At 56.8% G+C, this 15,034-nt stretch carries 24 protein-coding genes; 21 read left to right on the plus strand and 3 right to left on the minus strand.

Annotated elements, in window-relative coordinates; genetic code table 11:
- The first annotated feature begins 167 nt into the window (after positions 1-167).
- Positions 168-1,358, plus strand: coding sequence for an elongation factor Tu (gene tuf, locus ACED88_RS01490; protein ID WP_449107454.1), 1,191 nt, complete (start codon positions 168-170; stop codon positions 1,356-1,358).
- Positions 1,359-1,536: 178 nt separating this feature from the next.
- Here the strand turns inward: tuf and ACED88_RS01495 are convergent, their stop codons facing one another.
- From ACED88_RS01495 to ACED88_RS01505, 3 genes are read right to left on the minus strand one after another with little or no spacing between them, the layout of a single operon-like run.
- Positions 1,537-3,048 carry a tripartite tricarboxylate transporter permease gene (locus tag ACED88_RS01495; protein WP_449107455.1) on the minus strand — a complete coding sequence of 504 codons (1,512 nt, stop codon included), beginning with the start codon at positions 3,046-3,048 and terminating at the stop codon, positions 1,537-1,539.
- The gene (locus ACED88_RS01500) at positions 3,048-3,614 is read right to left on the minus strand and encodes a tripartite tricarboxylate transporter TctB family protein (protein ID WP_449107456.1); all 567 of its coding nucleotides are present in this window, start codon (positions 3,612-3,614) and stop codon (positions 3,048-3,050) included. Before ACED88_RS01500 ends, ACED88_RS01495 begins: the two co-directional genes overlap by 1 nt.
- Complete coding sequence (locus ACED88_RS01505; RefSeq protein ID WP_449107457.1) at positions 3,611-4,654, minus strand: tripartite tricarboxylate transporter substrate binding protein; 1,044 nt, start codon at positions 4,652-4,654, stop codon at positions 3,611-3,613. The genes ACED88_RS01500 and ACED88_RS01505 overlap by 4 nt, the downstream gene beginning before the upstream one ends.
- A 546-nt stretch (positions 4,655-5,200) precedes the next feature.
- On the opposite strand from ACED88_RS01505, the gene rpsJ reads away from it, so the two are divergent.
- The 20 genes from rpsJ to rplO all read left to right on the plus strand — a co-directional run bounded on the left by rpsJ (position 5,201) and on the right by rplO (position 14,864).
- Positions 5,201-5,509, plus strand: a complete 309-nt coding sequence (gene rpsJ / locus ACED88_RS01510; protein ID WP_449107458.1) for a 30S ribosomal protein S10 — start codon at positions 5,201-5,203, stop codon at positions 5,507-5,509.
- Positions 5,510-5,523: 14 nt separating this feature from the next.
- A complete protein-coding gene (gene rplC, locus ACED88_RS01515; RefSeq protein WP_135012885.1) occupies positions 5,524-6,180 on the plus strand; it encodes a 50S ribosomal protein L3 in 657 nt (218 codons plus the stop codon).
- A gap of 6 nt (positions 6,181-6,186) precedes the next feature.
- Entirely contained in the window at positions 6,187-6,810 is a 624-nt protein-coding gene (gene rplD, locus ACED88_RS01520) for a 50S ribosomal protein L4 (RefSeq protein ID WP_449107459.1), read from the plus strand.
- The gene (gene rplW / locus ACED88_RS01525; protein ID WP_135012887.1) at positions 6,810-7,121 is read left to right on the plus strand and encodes a 50S ribosomal protein L23; all 312 of its coding nucleotides are present in this window, start codon (positions 6,810-6,812) and stop codon (positions 7,119-7,121) included. The genes rplD and rplW overlap by 1 nt, the downstream gene beginning before the upstream one ends.
- A 39-nt stretch (positions 7,122-7,160) precedes the next feature.
- A complete protein-coding gene (gene rplB / locus ACED88_RS01530; protein ID WP_135012888.1) occupies positions 7,161-7,997 on the plus strand; it encodes a 50S ribosomal protein L2 in 837 nt (278 codons plus the stop codon).
- Between the two features lie 12 nt (positions 7,998-8,009).
- Positions 8,010-8,291 carry a 30S ribosomal protein S19 gene (gene rpsS / locus ACED88_RS01535; RefSeq protein WP_168614572.1) on the plus strand — a complete coding sequence of 94 codons (282 nt, stop codon included), beginning with the start codon at positions 8,010-8,012 and terminating at the stop codon, positions 8,289-8,291.
- A 64-nt stretch (positions 8,292-8,355) separates the two neighbouring features.
- Positions 8,356-8,721, plus strand: coding sequence for a 50S ribosomal protein L22 (rplV, locus tag ACED88_RS01540; protein ID WP_237188168.1), 366 nt, complete (start codon positions 8,356-8,358; stop codon positions 8,719-8,721).
- Positions 8,722-9,519, plus strand: a complete 798-nt coding sequence (gene rpsC / locus ACED88_RS01545) for a 30S ribosomal protein S3 (protein WP_449107460.1) — start codon at positions 8,722-8,724, stop codon at positions 9,517-9,519.
- Positions 9,520-9,936 carry a 50S ribosomal protein L16 gene (gene rplP, locus ACED88_RS01550; protein ID WP_135012890.1) on the plus strand — a complete coding sequence of 139 codons (417 nt, stop codon included), beginning with the start codon at positions 9,520-9,522 and terminating at the stop codon, positions 9,934-9,936.
- Between the two features lie 2 nt (positions 9,937-9,938).
- On the plus strand, positions 9,939-10,172 hold the full coding sequence (rpmC, locus tag ACED88_RS01555) for a 50S ribosomal protein L29 (protein ID WP_449107461.1): 234 nt from the start codon (positions 9,939-9,941) through the stop codon (positions 10,170-10,172).
- A 5-nt stretch (positions 10,173-10,177) separates the two neighbouring features.
- Positions 10,178-10,450, plus strand: a complete 273-nt coding sequence (gene rpsQ / locus ACED88_RS01560) for a 30S ribosomal protein S17 (RefSeq protein WP_237185979.1) — start codon at positions 10,178-10,180, stop codon at positions 10,448-10,450.
- 407 nt (positions 10,451-10,857) lie between these two features.
- Entirely contained in the window at positions 10,858-11,229 is a 372-nt protein-coding gene (gene rplN / locus ACED88_RS01565; protein ID WP_135013742.1) for a 50S ribosomal protein L14, read from the plus strand.
- 3 nt (positions 11,230-11,232) lie between these two features.
- The gene (rplX, locus tag ACED88_RS01570) at positions 11,233-11,568 is read left to right on the plus strand and encodes a 50S ribosomal protein L24 (protein ID WP_185174282.1); all 336 of its coding nucleotides are present in this window, start codon (positions 11,233-11,235) and stop codon (positions 11,566-11,568) included.
- Complete coding sequence (gene rplE / locus ACED88_RS01575; RefSeq protein WP_135013744.1) at positions 11,568-12,128, plus strand: 50S ribosomal protein L5; 561 nt, start codon at positions 11,568-11,570, stop codon at positions 12,126-12,128. Before rplX ends, rplE begins: the two co-directional genes overlap by 1 nt.
- A gap of 67 nt (positions 12,129-12,195) precedes the next feature.
- Complete coding sequence (gene rpsH / locus ACED88_RS01580; RefSeq protein ID WP_135013745.1) at positions 12,196-12,594, plus strand: 30S ribosomal protein S8; 399 nt, start codon at positions 12,196-12,198, stop codon at positions 12,592-12,594.
- 24 nt (positions 12,595-12,618) lie between these two features.
- The gene (gene rplF / locus ACED88_RS01585; RefSeq protein WP_237222589.1) at positions 12,619-13,155 is read left to right on the plus strand and encodes a 50S ribosomal protein L6; all 537 of its coding nucleotides are present in this window, start codon (positions 12,619-12,621) and stop codon (positions 13,153-13,155) included.
- Positions 13,156-13,157: 2 nt separating this feature from the next.
- A complete protein-coding gene (gene rplR / locus ACED88_RS01590) occupies positions 13,158-13,517 on the plus strand; it encodes a 50S ribosomal protein L18 (protein WP_135013747.1) in 360 nt (119 codons plus the stop codon).
- Complete coding sequence (gene rpsE / locus ACED88_RS01595) at positions 13,517-14,200, plus strand: 30S ribosomal protein S5 (protein WP_135013748.1); 684 nt, start codon at positions 13,517-13,519, stop codon at positions 14,198-14,200. Before rplR ends, rpsE begins: the two co-directional genes overlap by 1 nt.
- Complete coding sequence (gene rpmD, locus ACED88_RS01600) at positions 14,200-14,409, plus strand: 50S ribosomal protein L30 (RefSeq protein WP_135013749.1); 210 nt, start codon at positions 14,200-14,202, stop codon at positions 14,407-14,409. The genes rpsE and rpmD overlap by 1 nt, the downstream gene beginning before the upstream one ends.
- Before the next feature lie 2 nt (positions 14,410-14,411).
- Positions 14,412-14,864 carry a 50S ribosomal protein L15 gene (gene rplO / locus ACED88_RS01605; protein ID WP_135013750.1) on the plus strand — a complete coding sequence of 151 codons (453 nt, stop codon included), beginning with the start codon at positions 14,412-14,414 and terminating at the stop codon, positions 14,862-14,864.
- Positions 14,865-15,034 lie beyond the last annotated feature (170 nt).

Genomic DNA, 15,034 nt, shown 5'->3' on the forward strand with positions numbered 1-15,034 from the left:
GTGAGCCGCACCGCTTTTCAAAAAAACCTAGTAAATGAACCCGCATTCGGGTTTCGCCCCACCGGCCTTATCCGCTATTGTGGTAGCTAGACCGCCTTTTACGGCGGAGTGCGCCGGTGTGAAACCCGAGTGCAGGTTCTCAAATCTTCTCTATAGGAGGAATACTCTTGGCTAAGGCTAAGTTCGAGCGCTCCAAGCCTCACGTAAACGTCGGTACCATCGGTCACGTTGACCACGGTAAGACCACCCTGACCGCTGCAATCTCCAAGGTTCTGGCTGACAAGTACCCCGACCTGAACGAGCAGCGCGACTTCGGTATGATCGACTCCGCTCCTGAAGAGCGCCAGCGCGGTATTACCATCAACATCTCTCACATCGAGTACCAGACCGAAAAGCGTCACTACGCACACGTTGACGCCCCCGGTCACGCTGACTACGTCAAGAACATGATCACCGGTGCTGCTCAGATGGACGGCGCAATCCTCGTTGTTGCTGCCACCGACGGCCCCATGGCTCAGACCCGCGAGCACGTTCTGCTGGCTCGCCAGGTTGGTGTTCCCACCCTGCTCGTTGCTCTGAACAAGTCAGACATGGTTGAGGACGAGGAACTGCTCGACCTCGTTGAAATGGAAGTTCGCGAACTGCTCTCCTCACAGGAGTTCGACGGCGACAACGCTCCCGTTGTTCGCGTTTCCGCTCTGAAGGCTCTCGAAGGCGATCCCGAGTGGGTTGCTAAGGTTGAAGAGCTCATGGACGAGGTTGACAACTACATTCCCGACCCCGTTCGTGAGAAGGACAAGCCCTTCCTCATGCCCATCGAAGACGTCTTCACCATCACCGGTCGCGGTACCGTTGTTACCGGTCGCGCCGAGCGCGGTACCCTGAAGATCAACTCCGAAGTTGAGATCGTTGGTATCCGCCCCATCCAGAAGACCACCGTTACCGGTATCGAGATGTTCCACAAGCAGCTCGACGAAGCATGGGCAGGCGAGAACTGTGGTCTGCTGCTTCGCGGTCTGAAGCGCGACGACGTAGAGCGTGGTCAGGTTGTTGTTGAGCCCGGCTCAATCACCCCCCACACCCAGTTCGAGGCTAACGTCTACATCCTTTCCAAGGATGAAGGCGGCCGCCACAACCCCTTCTACTCGAACTACCGCCCCCAGTTCTACTTCCGCACCACCGACGTTACCGGTGTTATCACCCTTCCCGAGGGCACCGAAATGGTTATGCCCGGCGACAACACTGAGATGACCGTTGAGCTCATCCAGGAAATCGCAATGGAAGAGGGCCTCGGCTTCGCAATCCGCGAAGGTGGCCGCACCGTTGGTTCAGGTCGCGTTACCAAGATCATCAAGTAAGTTTCTTACTTCCCGATCTGAACTCCTGCTAGCGTCCAGCTAGCGGAGGACGATAGAGGGTTGGCCCCCCGCAGAGCAATCTGCGGGGGCCAACCCCTTTTTTCTTACCTTCACATAAAAAGATGGGGCCGGTAGCTGAGCTACCGGCCCCTGAGTATTACCTCGGTGAGGGGAGAGACTAACGCGCTGCCTTAGCGGAGCGGCTCTCACGTACCTTCTTTGTAACTGTCAAAACAAGAACGAGTGCCAACAGGCTGTAGAGAGCTATAACAATTGGGCCTGTAACGAGTACCGAGTAATCACCGTTTGAGGCTGTTAGAGCGTCTCGTAGACTCGTCTCAGCGAGAGGCCCTAGGACCATCCCGATAATGAGAGGCGCAAGCGGGTAGTCGTTCATGCGCATGACAAAACCTACGATGCCTACGAGAAGCACTAAGACTAAATCGAACGTGGAGTTCGAAACAGCATAGATACCGAGCCCACAGAAGACGGTAATGCCTGCGTAGAGGTAGTGGTGGGGGATGAGGAGCAGCTTAGCCCAGAGCATTGCGAAAGGTAGATTGATGAGGAGCAGAACAATCATCGCGATGAAGAAGCTAGCCAAGAGAGCCCATACAAGTTCAGGTGCCCGTTCAAAGAGCAAGGGCCCAGGCTGAAGGCCGTACTGCCTAAACGCCCCCAGCATGATTGCTGCGGTTGCTGAAATGGGAAGACCGAGGGCTAGCAGGGCTCCCATTGCCATGCCGGTGGTGGAGTTACCAGCGGCTTCGGGTGCTGCCAGACCACGAATAGCGCCCTTGCCGAACTGCGGATTTTTGCGTCTAGCATCGAGACGGCGTTCGGTACCGTAGGCCAAGAAGGTCGGAATATCAGCACCACCAGCGGGGATAACGCCAAAGGGTAGACCAATTGCGGTGCCGCGAGCCCAGGCAGGGGCTGCTTCTTTGAGCTCAGCCTTAGACAGCCAGGGGCGTCCCTTAGGCCGAATCATGCGACCGGCGGCGTGGTGACGGGCAACCACAGCCTGGTGTATGACCTCACCTAGCGCTAGCACAGCGACTGTCACTGTGACGAGTGAAATGCCGTCGAAGAGTTGAGGTGACCCCATCGTAAACCGGGGGACACCGGTGACCCCGTCGATACCAATAACAGCTATACCCAGACCCAATAAAAGCGACAGTAAACCACGGATTGCTGAATCGGTGACCACCGATGAAGTTGCAATGAAAGCAAACAGGGCTAGGGCAAAGTATTCAGCTGGCCCAAAATTGGTAGAAAAGTCAGCCAAGAGAGGCGCAGCGAAAACCACCACGATGGACGAGACAAACCCGCCGATAAAAGCACCGATAGCCGCGACTGCAAGTGCCTGGGCGGCCCGTCCGTTCTTTGCCATGCGGTGGCCTTCAAAGGTGGAGGCGATAGCCGAGGCCTGACCCGGGGTATTCATGAGGATACCCATGGTGGAATCTCCGAAAAGTCCACCGAAGTAAACGCCGGAGAACATGATGAAGGCAGCTGTGGGCTCAAGAGCAAACGTAACGGGTAAGAGTAGCGCTACAGCCATTGATGAACCCAGCCCGGGCATGACGCCCACGGCAGTTCCAAGGAGGCAGCCTAAAACCACCCAGAATAAATTTTGTAAGGTGAGGGCGTTGGCAAAGCCCTCAGCGAGCATAGTGAGAGCTTCCACTAGAAGCTACCTCCTAAAATGCCAGAGGGCAGCGAAAGCCCAAGAATCATATCGAACATAATGTAGGCGAAAGAGCTGACGGTTAGACCGACAACCAAAGAGAAGATTGGTCTTGTGGCTCCAAAACCTCGGGCTACGCACCAGAAGAGTAGACCTGCACCGATGACCCACCCGGTGTAGGGCAGGGTGAGCGCGAAAAAGAGAAACCCTAGGGTAACCCAGGCCAGCGAACGGTGGTCTAGTGCTTTAGTTGGTTCGGCTGCAGAGACCATGATGGGGGCGGTGTAGGCGAGTTCTACCTGATCTGTCTGGGCGGCGGTGTGCTGTCGGTAGCGGGCAGCGCGTCTGAAGATATCCGCTATATCGAGTATTGTGAGGGCGACTAGACCAATGGTGATGAGAAGCGGGAAGAAACGGGGACCGGGAAAGGCTACCGAGTCGGGTACCTGCATGGTGAGCATGCCGTAGCTGAGATAGGCGGCAAGAGCCAGGAGCAAAGCCGGCATAAGCAACTCGCGCCCGACATTGACGGGAGTGATGGTTTCGGGGAGAGCTGGTGCACTCATAGTCCTAGCTCCTGGTACAGGGTTTCAATACGTGCTTTTTCGTCTGCTAGAAAATCAGTTAGTTCGTCGCCCATCATGAGATTCTCGTTCCAGTTGTAGCGGGTTATAGCTGCATCCCATTCAGGGGTATCAACAGTTTCTTGAATGATATTTTCTAGTTCAGCTTTTTCTTCGTCGGTGACACCGCCGGGTGCTGCGATGAGGCGCCAGTTAGTCATGGTGACGTCGTACCCCTGCTCAACGGTGGTCGGGATATCAACACCGTCTATCCTGTTCGGTGCTACGAGGGCTAGGGCTCGCAGGCGGCCTGATTCGATTTGGTCAATTGAATCGGGGTAGCCGGACGCTGAAGCAGCGACGGTGCCGTTGAGAAGGGCAGCGGTAGCTTCACCTCCGCCGTCAGAGTTGACGTAGATCATGTCACTAACGGGGATGCCGGCACTCATGGCCATTTCGGTAGCAACGAGACGGTCAAAGGACCCGCCACCGGTCCAGGGGACGCTCGTGGGGTCGGCCTTCCACGTCGTCATCAGCTCTTCAAGTGAGGTGTAGGGGGAATCAGCCGGGACAACGATAACGTCGAGTTCTTCAATGGTGACGGCAAGCGGGGTGATGTCCTCGTAGGTTGTGTCGCTGTCGAACTGGATAGTGGCAGCAAGTTGACCGGTTCCACCCACCATGAGCGTTGTGGGGTCTCCGGTCATTGCCCCCAGGTTGTTGAGGGCGATTGTTCCGCCCGCTCCGGGCATGTTGATGACCTGGGTGTTGTTGACAATTCCGTTTGCTCGTTGGGCCTGCTGCATTTCTCGTGCGAGGGTATCCCAGCCGCCACCGGCTGCTGCCGGAGCGACAAGCGTGAGAGAGGACGTCAGATCGGCGCCGTCGTCGGCTGAAAGGACGGACGCGACCGATGCCGTGCCGATGGTGGCTACGGCAAAGAGAGCTCCAATAATACGAAGTGCTGTGGATTGTGGTTTTGTAATGCGGATGCCCTGTGTAGCGGGCGATACCGTATCCTGTGGTGGGTGCGTAGATTTCATGTAGTCTCCATCTAGTGCGTGTGAGCCAGATTATAGGAAAATAAGTGACCTGCGCTACTTGATGGGTTGAATATATCTCTCCTTGAGATGGCAAGAATGGCACTCAATAGAGAGGGTATATGTTGACCGATGCTTGGGTGTGGTGCTGAATCTGTCTGTAAACGAAGGTGAAATGTGGGACTGGGCACTTCCCGCAGAAAAACCTTGCGGGGAAGCTTGGACTCTGGCAAGATGGATAACGTTGTTCAAGCGCTTACCCCGTGAAAGTAGCTCTGATTCCTTCTCGAATCGGGTGAAGGTAAGCCCAAATATGACCCAATCGATCAGTTCGAGGGAAAAGTGCGCTCCTTTTTGCCCTGGCAAAAAAGCGACACGCCCGAGTTCGGGGGTCGGTGCCTCGGTAGGGTGAGGAACCCGGCAAATGTCGGATTCAGCCTACGCAGAGGTGGCGCGAAAGAGACGAAGAATCATCTCTTTACCTCAAGCGCCAGATAAAGGAGCAACCGCTCCGTTACAGGGAAGTAGACAAGAAAGAGAGTCCGACAGATGGCGGGACAGAAAATCCGCATCCGTCTGAAGTCATACGACCACGAGGTCATTGATTCTTCAGCTCGGAAAATCGTTGAGACAGTTACGCGTGCAGGCGCGATGGTAGTAGGCCCCGTGCCGCTGCCCACCGAAAAGAACGTTTACTGTGTTATCCGTTCGCCTCACAAGTACAAGGACAGCCGCGAGCACTTCGAAATGCGCACGCATAAGCGTCTGATCGACGTCGTTGATCCGACCCCCAAGGCTGTTGATGCCCTCATGCGTCTTGACCTTCCGGCAGACGTAAACATCGAAATCAAGCTGTAGAGGATCGCATCTAAATGACTAACAAGTTCGAGCGCCAGGTTAAGGGCCTGCTGGGCACCAAGCTTGGCATGACCCAGGTCTGGGACGAAAACGGCAAGTTCGTGCCCGTTACTGTCGTCAAGGCCGATTCCAACGTTATTACCCAGCTGCGCAACGCTGAGACCGATGGCTACGAAGCTATCCAGATCGGTTTCGGTGCAATCGAAGCTCGTAAGGTAACCAAGCCCCTCGCCGGTCACTTCGAGAAGGCAGGCGTAACTCCTCGCCGTCACCTCGTTGAACTGCGTACCTCAGACGCCGCTGAATACTCACTCGGTCAGGAACTGACCGTTGAGCTCTTCGAAGCTGGCCAGAAGGTCGACGTAGTTGGCAAGACCAAGGGTAAGGGCTTCGCCGGTGTTATGAAGCGTCACGGCTTCGCAGGTGTAGGTGCATCACACGGTGCCCACAAGAACCACCGTAAGCCCGGCTCAATCGGTGGCGCATCATACCCCGCACGCGTTTTCAAGGGTATGCGCATGGCAGGCCGTATGGGCGCTGCACGCCACACCACCATGAACCTCACTATTCAGGGTGTAGACGCCGAAAACAACGTTCTTCTGATCAAGGGTGCTATCCCCGGTCCTAAGGGCGGCGTTGTTCTGGTTCGCACCGCTGTGAAGGGAGCCTAATAAACCATGGCTGTCAAGACCGTAAAGGTAGACCTGCCCGCTGACATCTTCGACGCTCAGGCCTCTATTCCCCTGCTTCACCAGGTAGTAGTAGCCCAGCTCGCAGCAGCACGCCAGGGTACCCACAAGACCAAGAACCGCGGCGAAGTTTCCGGCGCAGGTCGTAAGCCTTTCAAGCAGACGGGCACCGGCCGCGCACGTCAGGGCTCAATCCGTGCACCCCACATGACCGGTGGTGGCATCGTACACGGCCCGACCCCGCGTAGCTACGCACAGCGTACCCCCAAGAAGATGATTGCAGCTGCACTGCGCGGCGCTCTCTCAGATCGCGCTCGTCACGACCGCGTTCACGTTGTTGAAGCTCTGGTAGAAGGCACCAAGCCCTCCACCAAGGCAGCTAAGGCAGCAATCGCAGAGATCACCAGCCGCAAGAACGCACTGGTTGTCATCGACCGCAAGGACGACCTGGTAGCACTGTCAGCACGCAACCTTGAGAACGTTCACGTCATCTACGCAGATCAGCTGAACACCTACGATGTTCTGATCTCAGACGACGTCATCTTCACCAAGGATGCCTACGACGTATTCGTCGCAGTTGCTTCCAAGGCTAAGAAAGAGGCTGCTAAGTAATGTCTGTTACCACCTCAACTTTCAAGGATCCCCGCGACGTGATCATCGCTCCCGTCGTGTCGGAAAAGAGCTACGGTCAGCTCGATGAAGGTAAGTACACCTTCCTCGTAGACCCCCGCTCCAACAAGCTGGAAATCAAGCAGGCCATCGAGACTATTTTCGATGTCAAGGTTGCTTCCATCAACACCGCTAACCGTCAGGGCAAGCGCAAGCGCACCCGTTTCGGTTGGGGTGCTCGTAAGAACACCAAGCGTGCGATTGTAACCCTCAAGGAAGGTTCAATCGACCTCTTCGGCGGTCCGGCTGCATAAGCACCGGAGACCACTTTAGCGAAGGAAAGAAATATCTAAATGGGTATTCGTAAGCACAAGCCGACGACCCCGGGTCGCCGCGGCTCGAGCGTCTCAGATTTCGCAGAAATCACTCGCTCAACCCCGGAAAAGTCCCTGGTTCGTCCGCTCCCCAAGAAGGGCGGCCGTAACAACACCGGTCGCATCACTACCCGTCACAAGGGTGGTGGCCACAAGCGCCAGTACCGTCTGATCGACTTCCGTCGTCACGACAAGGACGGCGTCGACGCACGCGTTGCACACATCGAGTACGATCCCAACCGTACCGCCCGCATCGCTCTGCTCCACTACGTTGATGGCACCAAGCGTTACATCATCGCCCCCAACAAGCTTGCTCAGGGCGACATCGTAGAGTCAGGTCCCTCTGCCGACATCAAGCCCGGCAACAACCTGCCCCTGCGCAACATCCCCGTTGGTACCGTCATCCACGCTGTTGAGCTCCGCCCCGGTGGCGGCGCTAAGATGGGTCGCTCCGCAGGCGCCTCCATCCAGCTGGTCGCTAAGGAAGGCAAGTACGCCCAGCTGCGTCTGCCCTCCGGCGAAATCCGCAACGTTGATGTTCGCTGCCGGGCAACCGTCGGCTCTGTTGGCAACGCCGAACAGTCCAACATCAACTGGGGTAAGGCAGGCCGCAACCGCTGGAAGGGCATCCGCCCGACCGTTCGTGGTGTTGTCATGAACCCTGTCGACCACCCCCACGGTGGTGGTGAAGGTAAGACCTCAGGTGGCCGTCACCCGGTTAACCCCAACGGTAAGCCCGAGGGTCGTACCCGTCGCCCCAACAAGGAAAGCGACAAGCTCATTGTTCGTCGCCGTCGTACTGGCAAGAAGCGCTAAGGAGCCTGAAACATGCCTCGTAGTTTGAAGAAGGGCCCTTTCGTTGATCAGCACCTTTTCCTGAAGGTTGCAGCTCAGAACGAGAAGGGCACCAAGAACGTCATCAAGACTTGGTCCCGCCGCTCGATGATTATTCCCGACATGCTCGGGCATACCATCGCAGTGCACGACGGACGCAAGCACGTACCCGTGTTCATCACTGAGTCCATGGTCGGCCACAAGCTCGGCGAGTTTGCCCCGACCCGTACTTTCCGTGGCCACGTTAAGGACGACCGTAAGGGCAAGCGTCGCTAGTATACGGTGTAGCCGTATAGTAGAAACGTTTCCCTTTCGGCAATAGACGAAAGAGAGATAGGCAATGGAAGCCAAGGCAACTGCGTCTTACGTACGCGTTACGCCTATGAAGGCACGCCGCGTCATCAACCTTATCCGTGGCAAGCAGGCGGAAGAGGCTCTGGCGATTCTGAAGTTCGCTCCTCAGGGCGCTTCAGAACCGGTATACAAGATTGTTGCATCAGCTGTTGCAAACGCTCGTCAGAAGGCAGCCCAGCAGGGCCTGCCCTTCAAGGAAGAAGAGCTATTCATCAGCGAAGCATACGCGAACGAAGGTCCTACCATGAAGCGATTCCAGCCTCGTGCCCAGGGCCGTGCGTTCCGCATCAACAAGCGCACCAGCCACATCACCGTGGTAGTTGCTACCCCGGAGAAGGAGGAGGGCCGCTAAATGGGTCAGAAAATTAACCCCAACGGTTTCCGACTTGGCATCACCACCAACCACGTCTCAAAGTGGTTCGCTGACTCCAACAAGGAAGGCGAACGCTACGCAGACTTCGTTCGTGAAGATGTGAAGATTCGTGAGCTCCTGTCCAAGGGTATGGAACGTGCAGGTATCGCAAAGGTCGAAATCGAGCGTACCCGTGACCGTGTTCGGGTGGATATCCACACCGCACGTCCCGGTATCGTCATCGGCCGCCGTGGTGCTGAAGCAGACCGTATCCGTGGCGAGCTCGAAAAGCTAACTGGCAAGCAGATTCAGCTGAACATCATCGAGGTTGCTAACCCCGATCTGTCAGCCCAGCTGGTTGCCCAGGGCATCGCAGAACAGCTCGCCTCCCGCGTAGCCTTCCGCCGTGCCATGAAGAAGGCCATCCAGTCCGCACAGCGGGCAGGGGCAAAGGGTATCCGTATCCAGTGCTCCGGTCGTCTGGGTGGGGCCGAAATGTCCCGCTCCGAGTTCTACCGCGAAGGCCGTGTGCCCCTGCACACCCTGCGTGCGAACATCGACTACGGCTTCTTCGAAGCAAAGACCACCTTCGGCCGCATCGGCGTCAAGGTTTGGATCTACAAGGGTGACCTCACCGACAACGAGCTTGCTGCACAGCAGGCTGCTGGCAACCGCCGTGGCAACGGCCGCGCCGGTGACCGTCGTCGGGCAGGTGGCCGTGGTCCCCGCCGTGACCGTCGTTCCGACAACGCTTCAGCACCCGCTGAGGCTAAGACTGCAGAAAACGGTGAGGCATAAATGCTAATTCCCCGTCGAGTAAAGTACCGCAAGCAGCATCACCCCAAGCGTTCAGGTATGGCAAAGGGTGGCACCGAGGTAGCGTTCGGCGAGTGGGGCATCCAGGCCCTGACTCCCGCATACGTCACCAACCGTCAGATTGAAGCTGCCCGTATTGCAATGACCCGTCACATCAAGCGTGGCGGTAAGGTTTGGATCAACATCTATCCCGACCGTCCCCTGACCAAGAAGCCTGCTGAAACCCGTATGGGTTCCGGTAAGGGTTCACCTGAATGGTGGGTCGCAAACGTCAAGCCCGGTCGAGTCATGTTTGAACTCTCCGGCGTATCCGAAGAAGTGGCACGCGAAGCTATGCGCCTAGCAATCCACAAGCTCCCGATGAAGGCACGCGTTGTGCGTCGCGAAGGTGGTGAATAGAAATGGCAGTTGGATCAAAGGATCTGAGCATCGACAAGCTGGCAGAGCTCTCCCATGAGAATCTGGTAGAGAAGCTGCGTGAGTCGAAGGAGGAGCTGTTCAACCTCCGTTTCCAGGCAGCCACCGGTCAGCTTGAAAATCCCGGTCGTATCCGCTCGGTCAAGCGCGACATCGCACGTATCTACACCGTGCTTCGTGAACGCGAGCTCGGTATTCGTCCCGCAACCGAAGGTTAAATCACATGAGTGAAGTAAAGACTGAAGAGCGCGGCTACCGCAAGACTCGCCGCGGCTACGTTGTCTCTGACAAGATGGACAAGACTGTAGTCGTTGAGGTCGAGGACCGCGTAAAGCACGCCCTCTACGGCAAGGTTATGCGCCGTAGCTCCAAGATCAAGGCCCACGACGAGCAGAACGCTGCTGGTATTGGCGACCTCGTTCTCCTGGCCGAGACTCGTCCCCTCTCCGCTTCAAAGCGGTGGCGGATCGTCGAGATCCTCGAAAAGGCTAAGTAAACACTACGTTTACTCAAGCTACGAGCTAGCTAGAGCTCCCCTTCCCCTCATACCGAGGGGGAGGGGAGCTCTCTATTTTTAAGGGTGCTAGCTCACTGCCTAAGAGTGGTGCATCTCTCTAGGCTGGCAGCCCCTGCTGTGGTAAAGTTTTCATTCTGTGTGGTTCTCTATACCCACACAGCCACGGTTCTTTTCGTGCCACAGCATAATGCCGCTCAAACGCGGGGTTCGCCCGCTAACGCGGGTCTAGATGTTCGTCGGCATGATAGGAGCCCAGGCGTGTCCGCCAACTCTTTGACTCATTCAAGGGCTATAAGAGACCGGCGCGTCAACATCCCGTAGAAATGTTCCGCAAGGCTGGCTCACAAAATACCGTGTGTCGGAACCGGCGAGACGACAGGAGAAATATGATTCAGCAGGAGTCACGACTCAAGGTTGCTGACAACACCGGTGCGAAGGAAATCCTGACCATCCGTGTTCTCGGTGGCTCAAAGCGTCGTTACGCAGGCATTGGCGACATCATCGTCGCAACCGTCAAGGACGCAATCCCCGGCGGTACCGTAAAGAAGGGCGATGTTGTTAAGGCAGTAGTCGTCCGCACCAAGAAGGAAGTTCGTCGTCCCGACGGCTCCTACATCAAGTTCGACGAGAACTCAGCAGTAATTCTCAAGAACACCGATGGTGACCCCCGTGGCACCCGTATCTTCGGACCTGTTGGCCGCGAACTGCGCGACAAGAAGTTCATGAAGATCATTTCACTTGCTCCGGAGGTGCTCTAACTCATGGCTAAGATCAAGTCTGGCGACCTGGTACAGGTTATTTCAGGTGCAGATAAGGGTAAGCAGGGCAAGGTTCTGAAGGTATTCCCCAAGACCGAGCGCGTGCTGGTTGAAGGCGTTAAGATCGTCACCAAGCACAACAAGGCTAACCCCATGACCGGCGAAGCTGGCGGCATCGAAAAGGTTGAGGCACCGATTCACGTTTCAAACGTTGCAATCGTTGATCCCGAGACCAAGAAGCCGACCCGCGTTGGTTACCGCCTCGAGACCGTAGAGCGCAATGGCAAGGAACGCACTGTTCGCGTTCGCGTTGCCAAGAGCTCGGGTAAGGACATCTAATGACCGAAGCAAAGATTACCCCTCGTTTCAAGACTAAGTTCAACGAAGTAGTCACCCCCGCCCTGCAGGAAGAGTTCAAGTACGAGAACGTCATGCAGGCACCGAAGATTGTTAAGGTCGTCGTTAACATGGGTGTTGGTGAAGCTGCTAAGGACGCGAAGCTCATGGATGGTGCTATCCGCGACCTTACCGCTATCACCGGTCAGAAGCCGCTCGTTACCCGCGCGAAGAAGTCCATCGCACAGTTCAAGCTGCGTGAAGGTCAGCCCATCGGCGCACACGTCACCCTCCGTGGCGATCGCATGTGGGAATTCCTCGACCGCCTCGTCACCCTGGCACTTCCCCGAATCCGCGACTTCCGCGGCCTCTCGGACCGCCAGTTCGACGGTAACGGTAACTACACCTTCGGTCTGACCGAACAGTCTATGTTCCACGAAATCGATCAGGACTCCATCGATCGCGTACGTGGTATGGACATCACCGTAGTAACCACCGCAAAGACCGACGATGAAGGCCGTGCGCTTCTGAAGGCACTCGGCTTCCCGTTCAAGACCCAGTAACGACTACGTTATAGGTCCGCACCGAATCACGGTGAGGAAACCATAACGAGGAAGGGCTCAGCCCACCATGACTATGACAGATCCTGTCGCAGATATGCTGACCCGTTTGCGCAACGCAAACTCAGCACATCACGACACCGTGTCAATGCCTTACTCCAAGCTCAAGGCTCGCATCGCCGAGATCCTCAAGGCTGAAGGCTACATCGCTGACTTCAAGGAAGAGGAAGCAAAGGTCGGTAAGACCCTCACCCTCGAACTGAAGTTCGGCCCCTCACGTGAGCGCTCCATCGTAGGCGTTCGCCGCATTTCCAAGCCGGGTCTGCGTGTATACGCAAAGTCCACCAACCTGCCCCAGGTACACGGTGGCCTCGGCATCGCAATCCTGTCAACCTCTTCAGGTCTGCTCACTGACAAGCAGGCTGCGAAGAAGGGTGTTGGCGGCGAAGTCGTCGCTTACATCTGGTAGTCGGTAGAAGAGAAAGGAAGAAGAATGTCACGTATTGGACGTCTCCCCATCTCGGTTCCTGCCGGCGTTGAGGTAAAGATCGACGGCAACGTAGTTGCTGTTAAGGGTGCAAAGGGCGAGCTGACCCACGAGGTTGCTGCTCCCATCACCGTTGCACTCGAAGACGGTGTTGTCACCGTTTCCCGCCCGAACGATGAGCGTGCATCACGTTCACTGCACGGCCTGACCCGCACCCTGATTCAGAACATGATCATCGGTGTTACCGAGGGCTACTCCAAGAAGCTCGAAATCGTTGGTACCGGTTACCGTGTAACCGCTAAGGGTTCCGACCTCGAGTTCGCACTTGGCTACTCACACCCCATCACCATTGAAGCCCCCGAGGGTATCAGCTTCGCTGTTGAGGGCGCTAACAAGCTGACCGTTTCCGGTATCAGCAAGCAGCAGGTAGGCCAGGTAGCCGCTAACATCCGCGGTCTGCGCAAGCCCGATCCCTACAAGGGTAAGGGTGTTCGCTACGAAGGCGAGCAGATCCGTCGCAAGGTCGGAAAGGCTGGTAAGTAACAATGGCTGTAAAGACTAAGTCAGCACAGCGCGCACGCCGTCACGCACGCGTCCGCAAGTACGTTTCAGGCACCGCAGCACGCCCCCGCCTGTCCGTCACCCGCTCAGCTCGTCACATGTTCGTTCAGGTCATCGATGACACCAAGGGTCTGACCCTGGCATCAGCTTCCACCATGGAAGCAGACCTGCGCGCAGCAGAGCTGGACAAGACTGCTAAGGCAAAGCGCGTCGGCGAACTCGTCGCCGAGCGTGCCAAGGCAGCAGGCATCGAAGCAGTTGTTTTCGACCGCGGTGGTAACAAGTACCACGGCCGTGTCGCAGCAGTTGCAGAAGGCGCACGCGAAGGAGGTCTGGCACTCTAATGAGCGAGCAGACTGTAAACGAAAAGGAAACTCAGGTGACTGAAGCAACCGCAGAAGCTACCGCTGAAACCTCCGAAAAGCGCGAAGCCCGCCGCAACGAGCGTGGCGAACGCCGCGGCAACCGCGGTGAGCGCCGCAACAACCGCGGTCGCGAAGAAGAGAAGGACAAGTTCATCGAGCGCGTTGTCACCATCAACCGCGTCTCCAAGGTCGTCAAGGGTGGTCGTCGCTTCAGCTTCACCGCACTCGTCGTTGTTGGTGACGGTAACGGTATGGTTGGCGTTGGCTACGGCAAGGCGAAGGAAGTTCCCGCAGCTATCTCAAAGGGTGTTGAAGAAGCAAAGAAGAACTTCTTCCGCGTACCCCGCGTTGAAGGCCGCACCATTCCTCACCGCGTTCAGGGTGAAGCAGCAGCAGGCGTAGTTATGCTCCGCCCCGCTACCGCTGGTACCGGTGTTATCGCTGGTGGTCCCGTTCGTGCCGTACTTGAGGCAGCAGGCATCCACGATGTTCTGTCCAAGTCACTCGGTTCATCGAACCAGATCAACATTGTCCACGCGACCATCGAAGCACTGCGTCAGCTCGAAGAGCCCGTAGCAGTTGCTGCACGCCGTGGTCTTCCCCAGGACGAGGTTATCCCCGGCTTCCTGCGTGTCGCTCAGTCTGAAAAGGCAGGTGCGTAATGACCGGTAAGCGTATTCAGCCCAGCGACGCAAAGCTGGAAATCACCCAGATCAAGTCCTACGTCGGTGAAAAGCAGAACATGCGCGACACCCTCCGTTCCCTGGGCCTTAAGCGCCCCGGCAACAAGGTTGTTCGCACTGCTGACCCCGTCACCTGCGGCATGATCAACACCGTAGCTCACCTGGTTCAGGTTGAGGAGGTCAAGTAAAGATGGCAAACAACGACGCTATCAAGATTCACGATCTGCGCCCGGCACCGGGTGCCCACAAGGCTAAGACCCGCGTAGGCCGCGGTGAAGGCTCAAAGGGTAAGACCGCAGGTCGCGGTACCAAGGGTACCAAGGCACGTTACCAGGTTCGCGCCGGCTTCGAAGGTGGTCAGCTTCCGCTGCACATGCGCCTTCCCAAGCTGCGTGGCTTCAAGAACCCCTTCCGCACCGAGTACCAGGTTGTTAACCTGGACCGTATCGCGGAACTGTTCCCCGAGGGCGGCGACATCACCGTTGACGCTCTGGTAGCAGCTGGCGCAGTTCGTAAGAACGAACTGGTCAAGGTTCTGGGTACCGGCGAAATCTCAGCAGCCTACAACGTAACCGTTGACAAGGTTTCTGAGTCAGCTAAGGCCAAGATTGAGGCTGCCGGCGGTTCTGTAACCGTCAAGTAGTTCCATGACGTACCGGGGGTAACCCCGGGGACGGCAAACTCTTGCGGGGTGCCCCGCTCACTTCGGTGGGTGGGGCACCCCGCTTTTTCGCTCTGAGAGCCTGCGCTACACACGATTGAGCATTAAGCGATAGACTGGAGAAGATTGTGTAATCGCTCCGATCGCTCGTT

Source organism: Rothia sp. 11273D007AR (assembly GCF_053547255.1).